The sequence below is a fragment of the Curvibacter lanceolatus ATCC 14669 genome, from assembly GCF_000381265.1.
In the GTDB taxonomy this organism is placed as follows: domain Bacteria; phylum Pseudomonadota; class Gammaproteobacteria; order Burkholderiales; family Burkholderiaceae_C; genus Curvibacter; species Curvibacter lanceolatus.
On sequence record NZ_KB906269.1, the window covers coordinates 32,055 to 53,835 of the forward strand.

The window sequence follows — 21,781 nt, forward strand, 5'->3', positions numbered from 1 at the left end:
GGCCAGCACATCCCCCTGCGCTGCGTATCATGCCGGCATGCCCTCGCCATCAGCCCCCGCCACAGAACTGCCTGAAAGTCATCTCCGACCGCCCGGGCAAATCCTGCACAGAGGGCTGAGCGCCGACCCCGACGCCTGCTACCTGGCACTCAGCACCCGCGATGCGCGCTTTGACGGCCATTTTTTCACGGGCGTCACCAGCACCGGCATCTACTGCCGTCCGGTCTGCACGGTGCGTGCGCCCAAACGCGAAAACTGCCGCTTCTTTGAACTGGCCGCCCAGGCCGAGCAAGCGGGGTTTCGGCCCTGCCTGCGCTGCCGGCCCGAGCTGGCGCCCCAGACACTGGCCTGGTCCAGCACCGACGCACGCCGGATTCTGGCTGCCGAGGCCGCGCGCTGGCTGGACGACCCCAGCCACTGGCCCCAGGCCGGCGGCCCCGGGGCTGCACCGGTCATGACGCGCCTGGCCCATCATCTGGGGGTGAGTGACCGGCACCTGAGGCGCGTCTTTGAAGCCAGTCTGGGGGTGCCCCCCTTGCGCTACCTGCAGACCCGACGCCTGCTGGCCGCCAAGCAGTTGCTGACCGACACCCCCTTGCCAGTGACCGAGGTGGCGCAGGCGAGCGGCTTTGCCAGCCTGCGCCGATTCAATGCCGCCTTTGTCGAACACTACGGCCTGAACCCCAGCCAATGGCGAAAGAGCTCGGATGTCGCCGGCCATGCGCAGGCCGCCATCCGCCTGGCCTACCGACCTCCCTACGATCAGAGCGGGTTGGCGCGCTTTGTCACCCAGCGGGCCTTGCAAGGGCTGGAAACCGTCGAGTCGACGGTTGATGGCCTGCGCCTGGCGCGCACGCTGCGCCTGCCACCGCTGCGCAGCGGCGCCGCCCCCCTTGTGGGCTGGGTGCAGGTGCATTGGCCAGCAAAACAGCATCAGGTGTTGCTGCATTGCAGCGAAAGCCTGAGCCCCGCCCTGCCCTCACTGATCCGTCGGGTGCGCCAATGGCTGGACCTGGACGCCGATCCGGGCGCCATCGACCAGGTCTTGGCGCCGCATTTCGGATCACTGAACGGCCTGCGCGTGCCGGGCACGCTGGACGGGTTCGAGCTGGCGGTGCGCGCCATCCTGGGCCAGCAGGTCACCGTGGCGGGCGGGCGTACCTTGTGCCAGCGCCTGGTCGATCTGCTGGGCCCGGCCCTGTCCACCGATGCCAACGCCCCCACCGGCCTGAACCGGCTGTTCCCTGACGCTGCCACCCTGGCCGCCCTGGATGATGGCCAGGGCCTGGCGCCCTGCCTGGGCGAGCTGGGCATCGTGCGGCAACGGCAGCGCGCCCTGCTGGCCCTGGCGCAGGCAATGCACACAGGCCGTCTGGCCCTGGATGGCAGTGCCCCACTGGCCCAGACCTTGGCCACTCTCACCGCCCTGCCCGGCATCGGCGACTGGACAGCGCAATACATTGCCCTGCGCGCCCTGCGCTGGCCCGATGCCTTCCCGGCCGGCGATGGCGTGCTGCAGGAACGCCTGGGCACCCGCCCGCCCGGCAGCACACCACGCCAACGCCTGCTGGCCACCGAGGCCGCATCGGCCGCGTGGAAACCCTGGCGTGGCTATGCTGTGCTGCGCATCTGGGAACACGGCCCACCCACGGTGGCTGGCACCGACTGAAACCGGCGACAAGCGCCCCGCCCCTTCCCACCTTCACCCCACAGGATCTGCTGATGAACTCCCCCTCCGAACGGGTTCAGCTGGTGTTCGACACCACGCTGGGCCCCATGCACCTGGCGGCCAGCCCACGCGGCCTGGCTGGCGCCTGGTTTGCCGGCCAGCGGCATGCCCCGGCCCAGCTCGATGGGCCCTCCGCCTGGCCCCTTGCCCCCGGTCACACGCTGTTGCTGCAGGCCCGGGATGAACTGCAGGCCTACCTGCAGGGCCGCTTGCACGCGTTTTCCGTGCCGCTCGATCTGAGCAGCGGCACGCCGTTCCAGCAGGCGGTGTGGCAGGCCCTGTTGGGCATTCCCTGCGGCCAGCTGCGAGGTTATGGCGCACTGGCAGCCCAGCTGGGGCGCCCCGCCGCGGCGAGGGCGGTGGGCGCGGCGGTGGGCCGCAACCCGGTGTCGGTCATCGTGCCCTGCCACCGGGTGGTGGGCGCCGACGGCAGCCTGACCGGCTATGCCGGCGGGCTGGAGCGCAAGCAGGCGCTGTTGCGCCTCGAAGGCGTCGCCCAGAGTGCGCTGCGCGCCAGCCAGGCCTCGCTGTGGACCGAGGTGACCGCATGAGCGCAGCCTGGGTGTTGGAGTTTGTCTTGCTGGCTGCGCTGTGGGGCGCGTCTTTTCTGTTCATGCGCCTGGGGGCCTCGGAGTTCGGCCCGCTGGCCACGGCGGGGTTGCGGGTGATCCTGGCCACGGTCTTTTTGTGGCCCATCATGGTCTCGCGAGGGCAGTGGCCCGCCCTCAAGGCCCAGTGGCGGGCCATTTTGCTGATCGGGGTGGTGAATTCGGCGCTTCCGTTTGCGCTGTATGCCTGGGCCGTGTTGTCCATCAACACCGGGCTCGCCGCCATCCTGAACGCCACCACACCGCTGTGCGGCGCCTTGCTGGCCTGGTTGTGGCTGGGCGAACGCCCGGGTCGCATGAAGGCACTGGGCCTGGCCATCGGTTTCACGGGGGTGGTGCTGCTGGCGGTGGACAAGGCCAGCTTCAAGCCCGGTGGCAGCGGCTTTGCCGTGCTGGCCTGCCTGGCCGCCACCTTGTGCTACGGCTGGGCCGCCAACCTGACGCGGCGCTACCTCAGCGGGGTGCCCGCCCTGGCCAACGCCACGGGCAGCCAACTGGGTTCTGCCCTGGTGCTGGCCCTGCCCACGGCCTTGTCCTGGCCATCGCAGGCCCCCAGCCTGCAGGCCTGGGCCGCCATCGCGGCGATCGCGGTGTTTTGCACCGGCATCGCCTACATCCTGTATTTCCGTCTCATCCTGCATGCGGGCCCAGCCCGTGCGATGACGGTGACCTTCGTCACCCCCCTGTTTGCCGTGGCCTACGGTGGCCTGTTTCTGGGTGAACAGATCACGCCCTGGATGGTGCTGTGCGGTGTGGTCATCGTGTGCGGAACCGCACTGTCCACCGGCCTGATCCAGATCAAAAAATAGGCAAACGCTGCTCAAGAAGGGGGCCTACCCGGGTTTGCCCCCCCTCTGACACGGCCCGGCGCGCCCTGAGGCGGGCCACCAGCCCTCTACACTTGTATCCAGTGATGCAGTCCGGCGCCGTGCCTCACGGCTGAAGGCCCTTACCAAGGCCTTGGGGTTTGTGCCCGGATGCCCGGCTTCAAGACAGGAACGAGGTGATGGGTTGATTGACTTTCCGCTTGACTTGGCGGTGAACAGCGGTATCACGGCGGCAGTGGTCGGCGTGTTCCTGCTGCTGCCACCCGGCTGGCTGTTGACCCCTTCCCCGCGACACCGGCTGTTCACAGGCGCCCTGTTAGGCCTGGCCTCGGTCGTGGCCATGTACTGGAGCCTGCTCGCGGGGCTGTCCCCCGTGGCCGAACTGCGCCCCGCCTACCTGACCCTGGCACTGTTCATCATGGGGCGTCGGGTCGGCCTGATCGCGCTGGCCCCTGCCTTGCTAGCCGCCCTGCTCCTGCGCCCCCCCGCTGCCGGGGCACAAGTGTTGCTGACCGTGATGCTGATGGTCTGGGCCGATGTGTGCCGCCAGGTGTTACGGCGTGAGTTGTCCAAGGTGTCACCCCGGGTCCGGGTGTGGCTGTCCTTGCTGATGCTGGCCGCGGGAGTGCAGGCCTTGATGCTGCTGGCCAGCCAGTTGGGCTGGGTGAGCGATCAATCGCATGCCCAGTTGTGGCGCTACGGGGGGAGCACCCTGCTGCTGGGTTGCTGCCTGGAGTTGCTGCTGGGACGGGCACGTTACGAACTGCAGCTCCAACGGCGTGAAAACGAACTGCTGCAGGTGCTGGATTCCTCCGGAGGGGGGCGCTGGATCTGGGATGTGCCCAGGCACTGGACCACCTTCCAGGGCAGCTTTTACGATCAGTTCGATCTGATCGGCCCCCGTGGCACCGACCCCTGGCAGGTCTGGTTCCAGCACTGGCATCCCGATGACGCCCAGCGACTTGAACGCATCCGACAAGACCTGCTGCGCAGCCCCGACGATGCCTTCGAGACCGAGTTCCGGGTGCACGACCGCGAGGGCCGCTGGCATTGGGTGCTGGCCCGCGGGCGCATTGTCGAGCGCGATGCACTGGGCCAGGCCACGCGGGTGGTGGGCATGCACCACGACATCACGGCCAGCCACCAGGCCAGCGATGCCCTGCAGCTGTCGCAGGCCAAGTTTCAGACCATCTACGAGGCCTTGCCCGACGCGGCGGGAATCACCCGCATCAGTGACGGCACCTACCGGGAGGTGAACCCCGCTTTCTGCCGCCTGCTGGGCCGCCAACGCGACGAGATCCTGGGGCACACCTCGCTGGAGCTCAACATCTGGGCCAGCCCTGCAGAACGCGACAAGCTGCTGAGCAGCTTCCGTGAAAAGGGGCGGGTCGACAGCCTGCCCCTTCTGGCGCGCAGTGTTCACGGAGCGACCATCCCGGGGCGCATGTCGGCGCGCCAGATCAACATGGATGGAGAGCCCTGCTTCATCTTCCTGTTCCATGACATGAGCGAGCACCAGTCCATGCAGGATGAACTGGTGCGGGTGAACGCCCTGCTGCAGCAGGCTGGCCGCATCGCCCGACTGGGGGTGTGGGAAGACTCGCCCGACCCAGCCGAGCGGTATTGGTCGGACGTCTGCTACGAACTGCACGGGTTGGCCGCCGGGTCGGGCGTGCCCGAGCACTATGTCGATCAGTTCGTGGCCCCACCCTACCGCGAGATCTTCCGCGAGGCGATGCGGCTCGCCGTGCTGGAGCAAAAGCCTTTTGAACACGAGATTCAGATCGTACGCTATGACCAGCGAGCGGTCTGGGTACAGGCCATGGCCGAACCCGTGGTGCAGGACGGCCGGGTGCGGCGGGTGCGCGGCGTGATCCGCGACATCGATGAGGCCCGACGCAGTCGTGACCGCCTGCGCGAATCAGAGGAACGGTTCTCACGCATCTTCCAGGCCATTCCCGACCCCATGGGCATCTGCAGCAAGGCCAGCGGGCGCTACCTGGAAGTCAACCCCGCCTGGGAGCAGGCCACCGGCATCAGCCGAGCCGAGGCCTTGCAAGACAGTTCACCGACCGGCCTGGGCCTGTACACCCCGGCCGATCGGGATGCCCTGCTGGCCACGGCCAACGCGCAGGGTGTGCTGAGCGCCTATGAGGTCGATTTCAAACCCCGGGGCCAACCGACGCGCACCGGCCTGCAATCCATGCAGACCATCGAGTTCGATGGCCTGGCCTGCTGGCTGTTCGGCATCAAGGACATCACCGAGCGCAAGCAGGCCGAGCGCCTGGTGCAAGAGCGTGAGGCGTTGCTGTCGCTGACCATCGAGGCCGCAGCCCTGGCGCTCTGGGACCTGAACATGCAGACCGGCGAGGTGGTGGGCGACCGCCAATGGCTTGAACTGCGGGGCCTGCCTCCTGCCATTGCGGGCGCGGCCCCCGAGCGCTGGAGTGATGTCATCCATCCCGACGACGAGGCATTGGCTTTTGACGCCCTGGACCGCCATCAAAAACACCCCGACCAGCCCTTCGACGTGACCTTGCGCCTGCAGCATGTGGACGGCAACGTGCGTTGGGTGCGCAACCTGGGCCGCGTGATCGCCCGCCAGGCCGACGGCAAACCCCTGCGCATGGTGGGCGTGGGCCTGGATGTGACACGCCAGCGCGAGCAGGAAGCCCAGTTGCAGAAGCTGGCCCACTTCGATGCCCTGACCGGCCTGCCCAACCGGGTACAGCTGGCCCAGGCCCTGGAATCCGCCATGCAGGAGGCGCGCCAGAGCGGCCACCTGCTGGGGGTGGCCTACCTGGATCTGGATGGTTTCAAGCCGGTCAACGACCGCCTGGGCCATGGGGTTGGCGACCGCTTGCTGGTCGAGATTGCCCGCCGCCTGCAAGGCGCCATCCGGGCCAAGGACCTGGTGGCGCGACTGGGGGGCGACGAGTTCGTGATCCTGCTGACCCAGCCCGAGTGCCGCAAGGATTGCGAATCCACCCTCAGCCGCCTGATGCAGCGCATGGCCGAGCCGGTGCGCCTGGAAGGCGAGGCCCTGACCGTGACCGCCAGCATTGGCCTGACGCTGTACCCCGAGGACGATGCCGACGCCGACACCCTGCTGCGCCACGCCGATCAGGCCATGTACCTGGCCAAGCAGGCCGGGCGCAACCGCATCCACCTGTTCGATGCGGAACGCGAACGGGCCTCGCGCGAGCACCACACCCGACTGGACCGCCTGGCCACAGCCCTGCAGGCGGGCGAGTTCTGCCTGTATGTGCAGCCCAAGGTGGACATGCAGGAAGGCACCTTGGTGGGGGTTGAAGCCCTGGCGCGTTGGCGGCACCCTGAGCAAGGCCTGCTGGGCCCGGGCGAGTTTCTGCCACAGATTGAGGGCTCCGCCCTGGAAGCGCCCTTTGGCGAATGGGTGCTCACGCACTCCCTGACGCTGCAGAGGCAATGGCTGGCCCAGGGCCTGCGCGTGCCCCTGAGCCTGAACATCTCGGCACGGCACCTGCAAATGGCCGACTTTCCGCACCGTGTGCAGCATCTGCTGGGGCAGTATGCCGACGTGCCCACCTCGCTGATCGAAATCGAAATCACCGAAAGTGCCGCCCTGACCGACATCAACGCCGTATCGGCCACCCTGGTCCAGTTGCGCAACATGGGCCTGTCGATCGCCATCGACGACTTTGGCACGGGCTATTCTTCGCTCACCTACCTGCGCCAGCTGCCGGCCGATACGCTGAAGATCGACCGCAGCTTCGTGATGGGCATGATGAGCGACATCGGCGACATGGCCATCGTGGACGGCGTGATCGGCCTGTCACGCTCCTTCGGGCTGACCTTGATCGCCGAGGGGGTGGAGACCACCGAGCAAGGCCTGCGCCTGCTGCAAATGGGTTGCCTGCTGGGCCAGGGCTATGGCATTGCCCGGCCCATGCCGGCCCACGAGCTGCAGGCCTGGGCCGCCCAATGGCGCGCCCCCGAGGCCTGGGCTCAGGGCTTGGCGAAGCCGTAAGTGCTCAGAATCTCCTGGGCGGGTGCAGAACGCACATAGCTGATGAAGCTCTGAGCCAGGGCCTGGTTCTTGCCCGCCGCCACCGGGGCGATCGGGTAGCTGACCCGCGTGTTGGTGGGCACGGTGAAGGCAATGCGCACGCGGTCTTTCTCGATCAAAGCATCGGTGCGGTACACAAAGCCCGCATCCACCTCACCGCGCGCCACATAGGCCAACACCTGGCGCACGCTGTCGGCATAGATCCAGCGCGGCTGCAACTCGGCCTCCAGGCCGGCGGCCTTCACGGCTTCCAGGGTGTAGCGCCCCACGGGCACGCTGGCGGGGCTGCCGGTGGACAGGCGCTTGAAAGCCGGCGCGGCCAGATCGGCCAGGGCTTTGGGGCTGGGGCTCGCCGCAGCGGGTTGGACCACCACCAGGGTGTTGGCCGCAAAGTCGACCCGGCCCGGTGCCAGCAGCTGGGCCGCGGCCGCCTTGTCCATGGTCTCCTGATCGGCCGAGGCAAACACGTCCACCGGCGCTCCCTGCCGGATCTGCTGCAACAAAGGCCCGGAGGCGGCAAAGTTGAGCACCACCTTGCTGCCCGGGTGGGCCCTCTCAAAGGCCTTGGCAATGTCCTGGAACGCGTTGGTCAGGCTGGCCGCCGCCGACACGGTGAGCTCCTGGGTGGGTGCCTGGGCCAGGGCAAGGCCCGGTGCCAGGCCCATCAGAGCCAGCAGAACAAGCCTTCGGGGAGCGCGGATGAGGGGGTGGTTCATGATCGCTATTCCGTAAATGAATAGCGAATGTTACGACCATCGGCACCATTCAGTGTGAATTCACCCAGTTCTCGACCACCAGGCCCGGGAAAGCCAGAAAATCAGATTCGTTGTTGGTGACGAGCACCACCTGCAGCGCCATGGCGTGCGCGGCAATCAATTTGTCCAGCGCATTCCTGTTGCGCTCACGGTGTTGAGCCCGCAAAGGCCCGTAAGCGCGTGCCGCAGCAGCCTCAAAGGGCGCCACCTGGATATCTTCGAGCAAGCTGGCCAATGCAGCCTGGTTGCGTGCCTGAGCCTCTGGGGAACACGCGACACCGAACTCCAGTTCGGCCAGGGTGATCGCCGAGATCACGACATCGCCCACATAGCAGGCGGCAAAGCGCTCACGCACCTGCGGCGGCTGGTGCTTCATCAAGTAGACGCAGATGTTGGTGTCGAGCATGTAACGAGGCATCACAGAGCCTCACGCTCAGCGGCTTCGTCCTGAGCACGGCCATCGGCCATGAAATCGGGTGAAAACTCAGCAAACTTGCCCAGAACATCGCCCATGCGGCGCCGCGCCGGCCGAATCAGCAACTCATCGCCTCGGCGCTCGATGACCAGATCGAGGTCCCATTGGGCATAGGCCAACTCGGCGGGAATGCGAACGGCTTGTGAATTGCCATTCTTGAAGAGCTTGGTTTGAATCATGGCCGCCTTGAAAACAAAATAGGATGTACATGTACATCCTATTTGGAATTCCCAGGTTGTCAAATCCGGGCCAGACAAAGGGCTCAGATCACGCTGGGGCCTGCCGCCGCCGCGTAGCGCCGTTCTCAGCCTGGCTGCACCATGTCACGCACCTGTTGCAGCGCAGCCGGGTCGTCCATGGTGGTCAGGTCACCCGGATCGCGGCCTTCGCACACGGCCTGCAGGGCCCGGCGCAGCAGCTTGCCGCTGCGGGTCTTGGGCAGCACGTTGACGATCAGCACGCGCGAGGGCCGGGCCACGGCGCCCAGTTGGCCGTCCACCACCTTCATGATCTCGCCTTCCAGCTTCAGACGGGCCGCGTCGCTGTCGACCGAGGCCGCGTCCTTGGGCACCACAAAGGCCATGGCGACCTGGCCCTTGAGGTTGTCGGCCACCCCGACCACCGCCACCTCGGCCACATTGGGGTGGCTGGAGATGCTCTCCTCGATCTCGCGGGTGCCCAGGCGGTGGCCCGCCACGTTGATCACGTCGTCGGTGCGGCCCAGGATGAAGAAGTAGCCGTCTTCGTCGCGGATGCCCCAGTCGAAGGTGCTGTACACCAGCTTGCCCGGAATGCTCTTCCAGTAGGTGTTCACAAAACGCTGGTCATCGCGCCAGACGGTCTGCATGCAGCCCGGCGGCAGCGGCCCTTCGATGGCCACCACGCCCTTCTGGTTGGGCCCCTTGAGTTCTTCGCCGGTGGACTCGTCGAACAGCTTGACGTCGTAGCCATACATGGCCAGGCCCGGGCTGCCGAACTTGCTGGTCTGGGCCTGCACCCCGTTGGCCAGTGTGAGGATGGGCCAGCCTGACTCGGTCTGCCAGTAGTTGTCGATGATGGGCACATTGAGCGCACTGCTGATCCATTGCGCGGTCGGCTCGTCCAGCGGCTCGCCCGCCAGGTACAGGGCCTTGAGGCTGGACAGGTCGTACTTGCTCAGGTAGGCCGGGTCCTGCTTCTTGAGCACGCGCACGGCCGTGGGGGCGCTGAACATGCGGGTGACCTTGTATTTTTCGACCAGCTGCCACCAGATGCCGGCATCGGGCCGGGTGGGCAGGCCTTCGTAGACGATGGTCGCCATGCCGGCAATCAAGGGGCCGTAGACGATGTAGCTGTGGCCCACCACCCAGCCAATGTCGCTGGTCGAGAAATACGTTTCGCCAGGGTTGCCCTGGAAGATGTGCTTCATGCTGGCGGCCAGGGCCACGGCGTAGCCGCCCGTGTCGCGCTGCACGCCCTTGGGCTTGCCCGTGGTGCCACTGGTGTACAGGGTGTAGCTGGGGTGGGTGGATTCGAGCCACTCGCAGGGCACCCGGGCGTCCAGGTACTTCTGGCGCAGATCAACCCAACGGTGGTCGCGGCCGGCCACATAGGTCAGCGGCACCAGGCCGCGTTCGACCAGCAGCACGGCGCTGGGTTTGTGCACAGCCAGGCTGATGGCAGCGTCCAGCAGGGGCTTGTAGGGCACGGGCTTGCCACCACGCGACCCGCCATCGGCGCTCACGATCACCACCGGCTCGGCGTCATCGATGCGCGAGGCCAGGGCCCCGGAGGCAAAGCCCCCGAACACCACGGTGTGCAAGGCCCCGATGCGGGCGCAGGCCAGCATGGCAAAGGCGGCCTCGGCAATCATGGGCATGTAGATCAACACCCGGTCGCCCTTGCCCACCCCCAGCGATTTGAGCGAGGCCGCCATGCGCTCCACCTCGCGCTGCAGTTCGGCAAAGGTGTAGACCCGCTCGGTGTCGGTCTCGGTCGACACGGCGATCAGCGCTGCCTGGTCGCCCCGGGTGGCCACATGGCGGTCCACCGCGTTGTGGCACAGGTTGGTGGTGCCACCGACGAACCAGCGCGCAAACGGCGGGTTGCTGTAGTCACAGACCTGCTGGGGCGGCTGTTGCCAGTCGATCAGGGCGGCCTGTTCGGTCCAGAAGGCGTCGCGCTCTGTCAAGGAGCGCTGATGGAATTGTGCGTATGTCATCTGATTGATCTCCTCTCACCGACTCCGGGACCCCACGGCGGCAAGCCAGGCTGGGGGCTTGGGTCCATTCAATTGAATTCATAATTATTCATCAGGGGCTTGCTCAGACCTGACAGGCAGGCGGCGGCACAAGCGAGACCAGCCGCCGCGTTGCTTGTTCAATACACGAACTTGATTTGTATCAAGATAAAACGATACTGAGGCCCTTGGGGCCCAGCCTTCGGTGTTCCAATCTCGGCGGCGCGCACCATGACTGAAATACCCATTCCCCACTTTGTCGACCTGTTTGCCGGCGCCCGCAGCCTGAGCGAGCGACTGAGGCAGATGCACGAGCAGTTGCGTGCCGCCGTGCCCCTGCTCGACCGCGTGGCCTGCGCGCTCTATGACGAGAGCGAAGACCGGCTCAAAACCTTCTTGCACAGCACCCTCACGGGCGAAGCCTTGCGCGGCTACGAGTTTCCCCTGCACGAAAGCCGGTCGCTGTTGGCACTGGCGCGCAGCGGCGAGATGCGCGTGCTGGACCATATCCCGAAGGTCATCGGCCAGGGCAGCGAGCATGCCCGATGGCTGCAGCAGCAGGGCTACCAGTCCTCCTTCACCGTGCCCATGTACGGCCAGGGCACGCTGCTGGGTTTCGTGTTCTTCGACTCGCTGCAGCCCGAGGTCTTCAACGCCACCGTGCAGCGTGATCTGGTGCTGGCCTGCAGCCTGATCAACATGATGATCAGCAGCGAGATGGCCACCGTGCGCATGATGCTGGCCTCGACCCAGATCGCGCGCGACTTCGCGAACCTGCGTGACTTCGAAACCGGCGCCCACCTGGAGCGCATGTCACGCTACGCACGCCTGATCGCCCGAGCCGTGGCGCCCCGTTGCGGCCTGGACGATGAGTTCGTGGAGAACATCTACCAGTTTGCGCCGCTGCACGACATCGGCAAGATCGGCATCCCGGACCGCATCCTGCTCAAGGAAGGATCGCTGGACGAGGCCGAGCACACCATCATGGAGAGCCACGTCGAACTGGGCTGTACCCTGGTGGGCAAGATGATGGGCGACTTCAGGCTCAATGACCTGCCCCATTCGGCCATGATCCACAACATCGTGGCCTACCACCACGAATTGCTTGACGGCTCGGGCTACCCGAAGGGCGTGAAGGAACCCGATATCCCGATCGAGGCACGCATCGTCACGGTGGCCGACATTTTTGACGCACTGACCAGCCCGCGCCCCTACAAGGAGGGCTGGCCCACGGATCGGGCCCTGGCCGAGTTGCAACGCATGGCCGAAGCAGGCCAATTGGACCGGCATTGCGTGGCGGCCCTGGCGCAAGAGCGTGCCACCATCGACGACATCACGCGCCGCTTTTGCGACACGCTCTGAGGCCACCGGCCTGAGGGCCTGAGGGCCTGAGGGCCTGAGGGCCAGGCTTGCTTACTTGATCAGCTCATGCACCGCCTTGAACTGGGGGTGCTCGGCAGTGCGCAGCCATTCGAACAGCACCATCTCGGTGGTCACCAGCTCGGCGCCGGCACCGGCCAGGCGGTCAAAGGCCGCGTCGCGGTTGCGCTCGGTGCGCGAGCCGCAGGCATCGGTCACCACCCAGACATCGAACTCGTCTTCCAGCAGATCGAGCGCGGTCTGCAACAGGCACACATGGGCCTCGCAACCGGCCACCACGATGGCGCTGCGGTCGGCCTCGCCCTGGGCCGGCTTTTGCAGGTGCTTGGGCAGGCTGCGCGCATTGCCCTGCACCGCCTTGGCGGGCGGGCGCAGCCATTCGGACAAGCCTTCTTCACAGGCGCTGAAATGCATCTTGGCCAGCGTCTTCTGGCACAGGGCCTTGAGCTCGGGCGGGTTCTCGCCCAGCTTGGACGGGTTTTGCTCGGTGCCGAACGCGGGTACCTGCAGCAGGCGGGCCGCACGGGCCAGGCGCAGCGCGTTTTCGAGCACCAGCGGGCCTTCGTGGATGGCGGGCATCAGGCGGGTTTGGTAATCGACCAGCACGAGCTGGGATTCCTGGGCGTCAATCAACACGGGGCTTTCTCTCATCATGCTGGCCTACAGCAGGCCACGGCCCGTATTAGAACCCAGTCGCCCGCCCCAGAAGCCACCCGGCCATGCGGCAGGTCAATGCAAACTCAAGTGCATGCGCTTTCTCGCGAATCCCCGCTTGACTTGAACCTGACAGGTCGTTAACCTCTGCGCCCATGTCTCGTTGGCTCTGCCTACTCCTTCTCGGCCTCACGATCTTCGGTTTAGCCCTTCGGGCTCAGGCGGCGCCATCGACCCAGCCGGTCGACGACGTGGAACGCTTGCTGGCCGACCGCGGCCTGCTCACGCAACTGAGTTACGTGCGCCAAAGCCTCAGCAGCCGCGCCTCAGAGCTGGTGGTCAACGCCATGGGTTTTCTGGGCGTGCCCTACCGCCGCGGCGGCAACAATGCCGAAACCGGCTTTGATTGCAGCGGCTTTGTCCGCGCCATGTACGAACAGACCGTGGGCCTGGTGCTGCCCCGCCGCGCCGACCAGCAGGCCGCCGCCACCCAGACCATCGACAAGCAAGAATTGCAGCCCGGCGATCTGGTGTTCTTCAACACCATGCGCCATGCCTTCAGCCACGTGGGCATCTATGTGGGCGACGGCAAGTTCATCCACTCCCCCCGCACCGGCAGCCAGATCCGTGTCGAAGACATGCGTGACAGTTACTGGCAGCGCCGCTTCGATGGCGCCCGCCGCGTGAACGTGCCCTCGGTTTCGGCCTCCACCGACAACGTCAACCCGCGTTGAAACGTCTGGGTGCCTGACGCGGCGCCCCACGTTGGGGCAACGCCACCCTCCCCCTCTCAAAACACAAACAGCTTCACCCCCACGGTGAGGCGGCTGCGCACCAGGCTGCCGAACTCGGTCTGAACACCCCCGACGGTGCGGCTCAGCACCACAAAGCCCGACAACTGGCGCCAGAAGTTCTTCTCGCCGTACAAGAGCAGCTGCCCGCTGTGGTCGGCCAGCTGCGTGCTGTATTCGGCGCGCCAGTACAGGCCGCTCTCCTGCGGGTTGCTCTGCAGGCCCAGCCACAGGTAGTCGCGCCCCAGCAGACGGGGTGCCTGGCCCAAGGCCTGGCCCAGGCTGGCGTAGCCCAGGGCCGGGTTTTGGGTGGCCAGGGTGTTGGCCCGGCCCGCCTGGGCCCAATAGGCGCCCTGCCCGGCCTCGCTGTAGCCGCCTCCGCTGTGCAGCCACTCGCCGATCAGCACATGGCCGCTCTCCAGCGTGTAGCTGGCCCCCAGCAAGGCGTCGGTGCTGCGCGGGGCCGGCTGCTGCCAACGGTAAAGCGGGCCATTGCCGGGCCCGGCCACCTGCAGCTGGCCAGGCTGCCGGTTGCTGCCCACCTCCCCATAGAGCAGCCAGGCGTCATCTGGCGTCCATTGCGCAAAGCCCCCGACAAAGGTCGCGCCCCCGCGCTGCTGGCTGAGCACCAGACTGGCCAGGTGCGCCTCGCCCTGGTTGTCGATCTTGAGCCAGCTGCTGTGGCCCAGATCGGTGGCCGGCGTGATCTGCGAGGTCGACAGCACATAGCCCCCACCCACTCGCCAACCCGGCGCGACCTGACCGGTGTAGCGCAGCACGTCCACGCCGGGCGTGGACGCCAGCGGATTGGTGCGGCCGGCATCAAAGTAAAAGGGGTTGCTGGGCGAGCGGAAATTGGCCGGGCCCCAGCTCAGCAACTCACGCCCCACCGTCAGCACGCCTTCGCCCTGCCGGTAACGCGCAAAGGCCTGGAGCACCTGCTGGGTGTCGTCGCTGTCACGCCGGTCCGGGCGCGCCGCCAGTTCGGTCAGGCTGCGCTGCGAGGTCAGCCGGGCGGAGCCCACCAGCGCCAGCGGCCCATGCTCGGCACGCCCGTTCAGGCGGATGTCCAGCAGGTCCAGGTCGCGCGGCAAGGCCGCCACCCGGTTACCCGGGTTGAGCAGGCTGGTGCTCAGCACGCTGTTGCGGGTGCCGTACACCCAGGCCTCGCCCGAGCCGCTGAGGCGCCAGGACGGCTCGGCCTCCGGGCCTTCGCCCGCTGGCGCCGCCGGCTCTTGCGCCATGGCCGGCTGAGCCAAGACGGTCGCCACGGCCCAGGCCACAGCCCGCCATCGGATGCGGCCGGCACTCATTGCAGGTTCCCCACATCAAACTCAGAGCTGGGGATCGCCTGAGCCGAGATGCGGCTGTAGACCAGCGTGGTGCGGGCATCGCTGAGCGCATCGGCAATCGCCATGCGGCTGACGAACAGCACCGTCTTGCCGTGGATGTTCAGGCTGTTGCCGTACTCGAATTGCGCGCTCTTGAGCTTCTTGCCCGACAGCGACAGGAAATCCGCCTGCACCCCCACGCCCCGACGCACCGAGATCCAGTAGGTGATGCGGTCGTAGGTGGTCTGGCGGCTGGAGGCGGTCAACTCCAGCACATGGCAGGGTTCGTCGCCCACGTCTTCCTGGCGCAGGTAGCGCGCCTGGTAGTCTTTGGCGTAGTTGGTGGCGGCGATGTCGCCGATGGCCGCCTGTCCGGTCAGGCGCTGGCGTGGCGAGATGGCCACCGGCTTTTTCAGGCCGGGCTTGGTCAGCCACATGTTGCGATCGACCTGCAGCATGCGCGAGCCCTTGCTGCTCAGGGGCTCCAGCACCTCGGCCACGCTGGCGTTGTCGATGGCCTTGATGCGCAAGCGCTGGTCGGGCTGGTCATCGGCCTGGCTGCCGCTGTTGTGGGCATGCACCTCCCAGATCAGGCCCGGAAAGCCGCCGCCACGCGCCTGGTCGGCCTGGCGCAGCAACTGGGCGGCATCGGGCTCGGCCGCCCAGGCTGACGAGGCTAGGGAGGCCCCCAGAAGACTGCCAACAGACAGGAGCAATGCGCCGCGGCGGGTGAAACAGGAAAAGCCAAGGTGGTTCATACATGCCCCAAAGAAGCGGTGATGGAATGGTGCGCAGCACGGCGGGCCGGCCAGTAGGCGGCAAACACCGCCAGCACGGCCAGAACAAACGCCGCAAATGCGGTGCGCGGCAGGTCAAAGCCGATGTAGATCGGCACGCTCTGGGTGTTGCTGGGCGGCACGTAACGGATGTCGGCCACGTTCACGCCCCAGCGCACGGCGGCCGTCAGCAGCAGGCCGGTGACGGTGCCGACCAGCACCAGCATCAGCGCCTCATTGACGAACAGCCGGGCAATGCCGCTTCGGCGCACGCCGATGGCGCGCAGGGTGCCGATCTCGCGGGTGCGTTCCACCACCGCCATGCTCATGGCGTTGGCAATCGAGAGCACCACGATGGCCAGCACCACCGACAGCATCAGCGCAAAAATCATGTCGTACATGCCCTTGACCTGGCGGAAGAAGGCCGACATCTCCTGCCAGGTGCGCACCTCCATGTCGAGGCCGGCGGCCTTGAAATCGGCACTCAGCTGATCCCGCACGGCCACCGATTGGGCTTCGCTGGGCGCTGGCCGGGTGTACATGTCGCGCAGGCGGCCTTCCACATCGGCGCTGTCGGCATGGCCCTCGCCGGGCAGCAACACGGTCAGGGTCTCGGCCCGCCCCTTGGCGTCCATCAGGTCCTGAACCAGGGCCAGCGGCATCAGCATCAGCTTGTCGTTGGTGGCCACGTTGCCGGTGTTGACGGCGTCGGTCATGTCCACGTCGGAGGCATTGGCCTGGCCGTGCAGCGTGCTGGCCAGCACCGAGGCGCTGTCGCCCATCTTCAGGCCCAGCACGTCGGCCAGGCCCTGGGCGGCCGTCACGCCCTGGGGCTGGTCTTCTTTCAAGGCGCCGGGGGCAAAGCGGAAGGGGCCGCGCAGCAGGTCCAGATCGGCCGGGGCAATGCCCGCGCCCACAAAAATCGTGCTGCTCTTGCCGTTGGACAGCAGGCCGGTGGCGCTGAGCTTGGGGATCAGGCGGGCGCCTGGCAGGCGCTTCTCGACGATGGCCTGCACCTGGCGGATCTCATCGGCGGTCAGCAGGTACTTGTCGGGGTGCAGCTTGCCCTCGGTCTGCCAGCCCTGGCGGTTGATGGTCAGGTGGCCGATCAGCTCGGCATGGATGGCCGCGTTGCTGAGCGCCACATACACCGCGCTGGTGTAGCCCGCGAACAGGGCCACGGCGGCAAAGCCGAAGGCCAGGCTGAGGATGGTGGCGGCGCTGCGGCGGCGGTTGCGCCACAGGTTGCGCCAGGCGAGCTGGATGTTGCCGATGCCGGTCATGCGGCCTCCTGGTAGCTGTCTTGTGAGATCAGACCGTCCTGCAGGCGCAACTGGCGCGGCACGCGGGCCAGCAGGCGGGGGTCGTGGGTGGTGAAGATGCAGGTCACGCCGGTTTCGCGGTTCAGGCGTTCGATCAGGTCGATCACCTCGCGGCTGGTCTGCGAGTCGAGGTTGGCCGTGGGTTCATCGGCGATCAGCAGGCGTGGCGCCCCCACCAGGGCACGGGCGATGGCCACCCGCTGGCGCTGGCCGCCGCTCAGGCGATCCGGGCGAAAGTCGAGGAACTCGCCCAGGCCCACGTGGCCCAGCCACTCGGCGGCGCGGCGGCGCACCTCCGCGGCCTTCACGCCCTGCACCTGCAGCGGCAGGGCCACGTTTTCAAGCGCGGTCAGCACCGGCACCAGGTTGAAGCTCTGGAACACAAAGCCGATCTTGTGGTTGCGGCAGTCCGACAGGGCGTCGTCCGAGAGCTGGCTCACATCCTGCCCCTCGAATCGCAGCACGCCCTTGTCGGCCGCATCGATCAAGCCCAGCAGGTTCAGCAGCGTCGACTTGCCACTGCCCGAGGGGCCCCAGATGGCCATGAACTCGCCCGGCGCCACGTCCAGGTCGATGCCGCGCAGCGCGCGGATGCGGGTCTCGCCCAGCGCAAACTCGCGCTCGATGCCGCGCAGCGACAGCAAGGGGGCAGGCGTTTGGTTTGCAGTGCTCATACCACCCACCTCACTGGCCCGACAGCTTGAACTGGATGCGCTGGGCTTCGGCACCCACCTTGACGACGGCATCGTCGAACTTGGGCGGCCCGAACTGCCCCTTGGCGTCGCGCGAGAAGCCGTAGGGTTCGGTGGGCATGCCCACCATGTTGGCGTCCAGGCGCTGGTTGCCGTTCAGGTCCTGGTAGGCCGACACGGCATAGCTGCCGGGTGCCAGGTCCTTGAACACCACCTCGACCTGGCCGGGTTTGGCCGGGGTCATCTGGCCATTGAGCACCTTGCCGCGCGGAAAGCCCACAGGGTCGTTGAACAAGGCCACCATCACCTGCCCTTCGGCCTTGGTCACCCCGGACACCACCACCGTCAGGTCACCCGCCTGGGCCAGCCCGGCAAGAAGAAACAGCGAAAAACCGCCCGCGGGCAGCACACGAAGGGCACGTTGCAAGATCGACATGGTTCCGACTCCTGGTTGAACAAGTGTCGGCAGTGTCGGCCGGCCCTCCGTCGTCGGCCACCGGGTTGCGACAAACCAGCGTCAGACGGGCGCGAAATGCAGCTTGCCGGAGCCAAAAGCAGGCTCTGGGCGAGAGGAACTCAATCGGGCGTGACCTTCGCCTCGCGGATCACCTTGCCCCATTTGCTGGTTTCGGCGGCCACAAAGGCGTCGAACTCCTCGGGCGTGCCGCCCCCCGGGAAGGTGCCCATGGCCTCGAGACGGGGCCGCATCTCCTCGCTGCGCACGATGCGGGTTACCTCCTCGGACATGCGGCGCAGGATGTCACGCGGCGTGCCGGCCGGGGCGATCATGCCGGCCCAGGTGCTGCCGGTGAAGTTCTTGAAACCCTGCTCCACAAAGGTGGGCACGTCGGGCAGCACCGGCAGTCGGCGGTCGCTGGCCACGCCGATCAGGCGCACCTTGCCCTGCTTGCCCATGTTGATCAGCCCTGTGGCTGCATCGAAGAACAGCTGGATCTGCCCGCCGATGAGGTCGGTCAGGGCCGGCGCCGCACCCCGGTAGGGGATGTGCACCATGTAGGCACCGGTCTGCATCTTGAACAGCTCGGTGGTCAGGTGCACGGCCGAGCCGTTGCCCGACGAGCCATAGCTGACCTTGCCCGGGTTGGCCTTGGCGTAGCGGATCAGCTCCTGGGCCGTCTTGAACGGTGCATCGAGCGGCACTGCGGCCACCAGGGGCGACACCCCCATCAGCGCCACGCCGGTGAGGTCTTTGCGGGCGTCGTAGGGCAGCTTGGGGTAGAGCGTGTTGTTGGCGGCATAGGCGGCGATCACCACACCAAAGGTGCTGCCGTCGGGTGCCGATTTGGCGACCGCATCGACCCCGATCACGCTGCCGGCGCCGGGCTTGTTGTCGATCAGCACGGTCTGGCCCAGCCGGGTCTGCAGACCGTTCTGGATCAGGCGGGCCATCTGGTCGGTGAAGCCGCCGGGGGTGTAGGGCACGATCAGGCGGATGGGCTTGTTGGGCCAGCCGCCCGCGTTCTGGGCCCAGGCCGGCGCGGCCAGCGAGGCCACCGAGCCCACGGCAGCCGAGAGCACCTGACGGCGGGAGGGACGGACAAGAGAGGTGGGGGACGAAGGCATCAGGCCAGACTCCGGCAACAGGACAAAGCCCGATTCTGGGCAGGCTGGGTGCGCAGCGCATTGGGGCAAGCCCGGCCGGGCGGTCGCCTCGGTGACCCGCCGCCGGGCCTGTGGCGGCCCACGCCAAGGCCCAGACCTCAGCCCTTGAACAAGGGGCCGACCAGCCTGGCGGCCGCCTGCAGGCTGTCCGGCGCATAACCGGCATAGCCGAACAGCCAACCCCGGCGCGGCGACGCCACCGCGTAGCGCGACAGGGGCGTCAGCACCACGCCCAGCGCGGCAGCGCGCCGGCTCAAGCCCTCGTCATCGGTGCCGGCGGGCTGCTCCAGGCACAGGTGCATGCCTCGGTCACTGGCCTGCAGTTGCAAGGCCCCCTCGCTGGCCTCGGCCAGCGCCTCGATCATCACCCGTTGCCGGGCCTGATACAGCTCACGCATGCGCCGCAGATGGCGCAGCAGGTGCCCCTGGGCAACGAAGCTGGCCAGCACCGCCTGGTTGTCGCCGGGGGCGTGGCGGTCGCTCAGCGCACGGGCCATGGCAAAGGACGGTACCCAGGCGGGCGGCAGCAGGATGAAGCCCAGCCTCAGGCCCGGGTGCAGGGTCTTGGAAAAAGTGCCCACATACAGCACCCGCTCCGACTGCGGCAGGCTGCACAAGGCGGGCAGGCGGTGGGGGCCATACTGAAACTCGCCGTCGTAGTCGTCCTCGATCACCCAGGCTTGCTGGCGGTGCGACCAGTCCAGCAAGGCCTGGCGGCGCGCCAGGCTCATGCGCACCCCGGTTGGAAACTGGTGCGTGGGCGTGACCACGGCCAGGCGTGCCCGGGGCCATTGCTGCTCGGCCTCGGCAATGCACAGGCCCTCCTCGTCCAGCGGCACCGGCCGCGCCTGCACCCCATGGCCCAGCAGGCTGGCGCGGATGCCGGGGTAGCCCGGGTCTTCGACCAGCACCTCGTCGCCCACATCCAGCAGCAGGCGGCCCACCAGGTCCAGGGCCTGTTGCGAGCCCGCGCACACCAGCACCCGGCTGGCGTCGCAGCGGATGCCGCGCGAAGCCCACAGCCAGTGCGCAATCGCTTCGCGCAGCGCCGGGTCACCGGCCGGGTCCAGGTACTGGGCGCCCGCCTGCCGCTGCAGCGGCGTGCGCTGCCGGCCCAGGCGGTCCCAGGTGCCATAGGGAAAGCTGGTCACATCGGGCGCTCCGATGCGAAACGGCGTGGCCGCCTGGGTGGGGGGGCTCCAGTGCCGCACCGTCTCGGCGATCAACTGCCCTCGCCGCGACAGGCCCAGAGGCAAGGCGCTCAAGGCCCCCGCCGCGGTGGCCGGGGCCAGCTTGGCGCTGACGTAGCTGCCGTCCCCCACCCGGGCCATCACATAGCCCTCGGCCTGCAGGCGCTCCATGGCCCACAACAAGGTGTTGCGCGACACCCCCAGGGTGCGTGCATGGTCCCGTGTGGCCGGCAGCCGGCTGCCCGCGGCCAGGGTGCCCTGCTCGATGGCCAGACGCAACTGCTCGTACACCTGCTGCCGTCGGGTGAGCCCCCGATGGGTCCCCTGCTTCATGGGCAATTGGCTCCTTGAATAGCTATTTTTCAAAATAGACTGAGGGATCATTCCACAAGCCAGAGCGAAACGGAAACCCCCATGGCCCACTACACCGCCAGCGTGCGCTGGCAACTCGATGACGGCAACTTCAGCCAACGCCGCTACAGCCGGCGCCACCAGTGGCAGTTCGATGGCGGCGTGAGCGTGCCGGCCTCGTCCTCGCCCCAAGTCGTGCCCCTGCCCTGGTCCGACCCGGCGGCGGTCGACCCCGAGGAGGCCTTTGTGGCGGCCTTGTCGAGCTGCCACATGCTGTGGTTTCTGGACCTGGCCGCCCGCGCAGGTTGGGCCATCGAGTCCTACGACGATGAGGCCAGCGGTGTGATGGCCGCCGATGCCCAGGGGCGCCAGGTGATGACCGAGGTGACCCTGCGGCCGGTGGTGCGGCTGGCAGCAGGCTGCGAGCGCGACCAGGCCGCGCTGATCGCCTTGCACCACCAGGCCCACGAGGCCTGCTTTCTGGCCAATTCGGTGCACACCCGCATCCATTGCGAGCCCCGCTTCGCGTCGGAGGCTGCATGAACACCCTCGTCATTGCGCCCTTGCAACCCGCAGACCTGAGCGACTGGCTGCCCCTGGTCCAGGCCTACAAGGCGTTCTACAACACCCCGACCAGCGAGGCCGAGTACCAACAGGCCTGGGCGCGCCTGCTGGCCGGCCAGGGTTTGCATGGCCTGGGCGCGCGCGTGCAGGGGCAGCTGGTGGGCATCACCCACTACCTGTTCCACGGCAGCACCTGGGCCCCCCGGGTCTGCTACCTGCAGGATCTGTACGTGTCGGAAGCCCACCGCGGCCAGGGCACGGCGGCGGCGCTGATCGAGGCTGTGGCCCAGGCGGCGCGCGAGGGCGGTGCCCAGCGGCTGTACTGGCTCACCCAGACGGACAACCTGCGGGCGCGCCGCCTGTATGACCGCGTGGCCGAGTACCGGGGCTTCATCCGCTACGACCACCCGATGCCTGGCTGAAGACAGGGGGCGGAAGACACCCGAC

General features: G+C 67.4%; 20 protein-coding genes. 8 read left to right on the forward strand and 12 right to left on the reverse strand.

From position 1 onward, the window contains the following. Positions 1 to 37: 37 nt before the first annotated feature. The 4 genes from F624_RS0123475 to F624_RS0123490 all read left to right on the forward strand — a co-directional run bounded on the left by F624_RS0123475 (position 38) and on the right by F624_RS0123490 (position 7,173). Complete coding sequence (locus tag F624_RS0123475) at positions 38 to 1,669, forward strand: DNA-3-methyladenine glycosylase 2 family protein (RefSeq protein ID WP_019576817.1); 1,632 nt, start codon at positions 38 to 40, stop codon at positions 1,667 to 1,669. 53 nt (positions 1,670 to 1,722) lie between these two features. Then, complete coding sequence (locus F624_RS0123480; protein WP_019576818.1) at positions 1,723 to 2,280, forward strand: methylated-DNA--[protein]-cysteine S-methyltransferase; 558 nt, start codon at positions 1,723 to 1,725, stop codon at positions 2,278 to 2,280. Beyond that, positions 2,277 to 3,146, forward strand: a complete 870-nt coding sequence (locus F624_RS0123485; protein WP_019576819.1) for a DMT family transporter — start codon at positions 2,277 to 2,279, stop codon at positions 3,144 to 3,146. Before F624_RS0123480 ends, F624_RS0123485 begins: the two co-directional genes overlap by 4 nt. Before the next feature lie 229 nt (positions 3,147 to 3,375). Beyond that, entirely contained in the window at positions 3,376 to 7,173 is a 3,798-nt protein-coding gene (locus F624_RS0123490; RefSeq protein ID WP_051107503.1) for a sensor domain-containing protein, read from the forward strand. On the opposite strand, the gene modA is transcribed toward F624_RS0123490, so the two are convergent. The 4 genes from modA to F624_RS0123510 all read right to left on the reverse strand — a co-directional run bounded on the left by modA (position 7,152) and on the right by F624_RS0123510 (position 10,642). Further along, a complete protein-coding gene (gene modA, locus F624_RS0123495; protein ID WP_157443602.1) occupies positions 7,152 to 7,928 on the reverse strand; it encodes a molybdate ABC transporter substrate-binding protein in 777 nt (258 codons plus the stop codon). The genes F624_RS0123490 and modA overlap by 22 nt on opposite strands. Positions 7,929 to 7,977: 49 nt before the next feature. Beyond that, positions 7,978 to 8,385, reverse strand: coding sequence for a type II toxin-antitoxin system VapC family toxin (locus tag F624_RS0123500; RefSeq protein ID WP_031256036.1), 408 nt, complete (start codon positions 8,383 to 8,385; stop codon positions 7,978 to 7,980). Further along, positions 8,385 to 8,621 (reverse strand): type II toxin-antitoxin system VapB family antitoxin, encoded by a 237-nt coding sequence (vapB, locus tag F624_RS0123505; RefSeq protein WP_019576823.1) that lies wholly within the window; start codon positions 8,619 to 8,621, stop codon positions 8,385 to 8,387. The genes F624_RS0123500 and vapB overlap by 1 nt, the downstream gene beginning before the upstream one ends. Before the next feature lie 125 nt (positions 8,622 to 8,746). After that, positions 8,747 to 10,642 (reverse strand): propionate--CoA ligase, encoded by a 1,896-nt coding sequence (locus F624_RS0123510; protein ID WP_031256038.1) that lies wholly within the window; start codon positions 10,640 to 10,642, stop codon positions 8,747 to 8,749. 249 nt (positions 10,643 to 10,891) lie between these two features. Between F624_RS0123510 and F624_RS0123515 the strand changes: the two genes are divergently transcribed. After that, positions 10,892 to 12,022, forward strand: a complete 1,131-nt coding sequence (locus F624_RS0123515) for an HD domain-containing phosphohydrolase (protein WP_019576825.1) — start codon at positions 10,892 to 10,894, stop codon at positions 12,020 to 12,022. Positions 12,023 to 12,073: 51 nt separating this feature from the next. Here F624_RS0123515 and F624_RS0123520 read toward each other — a convergent pair whose 3' ends face one another. Then, complete coding sequence (locus F624_RS0123520; RefSeq protein WP_031256040.1) at positions 12,074 to 12,676, reverse strand: isochorismatase family protein; 603 nt, start codon at positions 12,674 to 12,676, stop codon at positions 12,074 to 12,076. A gap of 173 nt (positions 12,677 to 12,849) precedes the next feature. On the opposite strand from F624_RS0123520, the gene F624_RS0123525 reads away from it, so the two are divergent. Then, entirely contained in the window at positions 12,850 to 13,428 is a 579-nt protein-coding gene (locus F624_RS0123525) for a C40 family peptidase (RefSeq protein ID WP_051107501.1), read from the forward strand. 56 nt (positions 13,429 to 13,484) lie between these two features. Here the strand turns inward: F624_RS0123525 and F624_RS0123530 are convergent, their stop codons facing one another. From F624_RS0123530 to pdxR, 7 genes are all read right to left on the reverse strand, one after another. Beyond that, positions 13,485 to 14,798 carry a hypothetical protein gene (locus tag F624_RS0123530; RefSeq protein ID WP_019576828.1) on the reverse strand — a complete coding sequence of 438 codons (1,314 nt, stop codon included), beginning with the start codon at positions 14,796 to 14,798 and terminating at the stop codon, positions 13,485 to 13,487. Beyond that, positions 14,795 to 15,532: an outer membrane lipoprotein-sorting protein gene (locus tag F624_RS0123535; RefSeq protein ID WP_043426583.1), complete on the reverse strand. Its 738-nt coding sequence runs from the start codon at positions 15,530 to 15,532 to the stop codon at positions 14,795 to 14,797. Before F624_RS0123535 ends, F624_RS0123530 begins: the two co-directional genes overlap by 4 nt. A gap of 38 nt (positions 15,533 to 15,570) precedes the next feature. Next, positions 15,571 to 16,875 (reverse strand): ABC transporter permease, encoded by a 1,305-nt coding sequence (locus F624_RS0123540; protein ID WP_019576830.1) that lies wholly within the window; start codon positions 16,873 to 16,875, stop codon positions 15,571 to 15,573. After that, positions 16,872 to 17,588 carry an ABC transporter ATP-binding protein gene (locus tag F624_RS0123545; protein WP_019576831.1) on the reverse strand — a complete coding sequence of 239 codons (717 nt, stop codon included), beginning with the start codon at positions 17,586 to 17,588 and terminating at the stop codon, positions 16,872 to 16,874. Before F624_RS0123545 ends, F624_RS0123540 begins: the two co-directional genes overlap by 4 nt. Positions 17,589 to 17,598: 10 nt before the next feature. Continuing rightward, positions 17,599 to 18,042, reverse strand: a complete 444-nt coding sequence (locus tag F624_RS0123550) for a DUF2141 domain-containing protein (protein WP_019576832.1) — start codon at positions 18,040 to 18,042, stop codon at positions 17,599 to 17,601. Positions 18,043 to 18,182: 140 nt separating this feature from the next. Continuing rightward, positions 18,183 to 19,190, reverse strand: a complete 1,008-nt coding sequence (locus F624_RS0123555) for a tripartite tricarboxylate transporter substrate binding protein (protein ID WP_031256044.1) — start codon at positions 19,188 to 19,190, stop codon at positions 18,183 to 18,185. A 137-nt stretch (positions 19,191 to 19,327) separates the two neighbouring features. Continuing rightward, entirely contained in the window at positions 19,328 to 20,752 is a 1,425-nt protein-coding gene (gene pdxR, locus F624_RS0123560) for a MocR-like pyridoxine biosynthesis transcription factor PdxR (RefSeq protein ID WP_019576834.1), read from the reverse strand. Between the two features lie 81 nt (positions 20,753 to 20,833). Between pdxR and F624_RS0123565 the strand changes: the two genes are divergently transcribed. Next, positions 20,834 to 21,313: an OsmC family protein gene (locus F624_RS0123565; protein WP_019576835.1), complete on the forward strand. Its 480-nt coding sequence runs from the start codon at positions 20,834 to 20,836 to the stop codon at positions 21,311 to 21,313. Then, on the forward strand, positions 21,310 to 21,756 hold the full coding sequence (locus F624_RS0123570) for a GNAT family N-acetyltransferase (protein ID WP_019576836.1): 447 nt from the start codon (positions 21,310 to 21,312) through the stop codon (positions 21,754 to 21,756). Before F624_RS0123565 ends, F624_RS0123570 begins: the two co-directional genes overlap by 4 nt. The last annotated feature ends 25 nt before the right edge of the window (positions 21,757 to 21,781 follow it).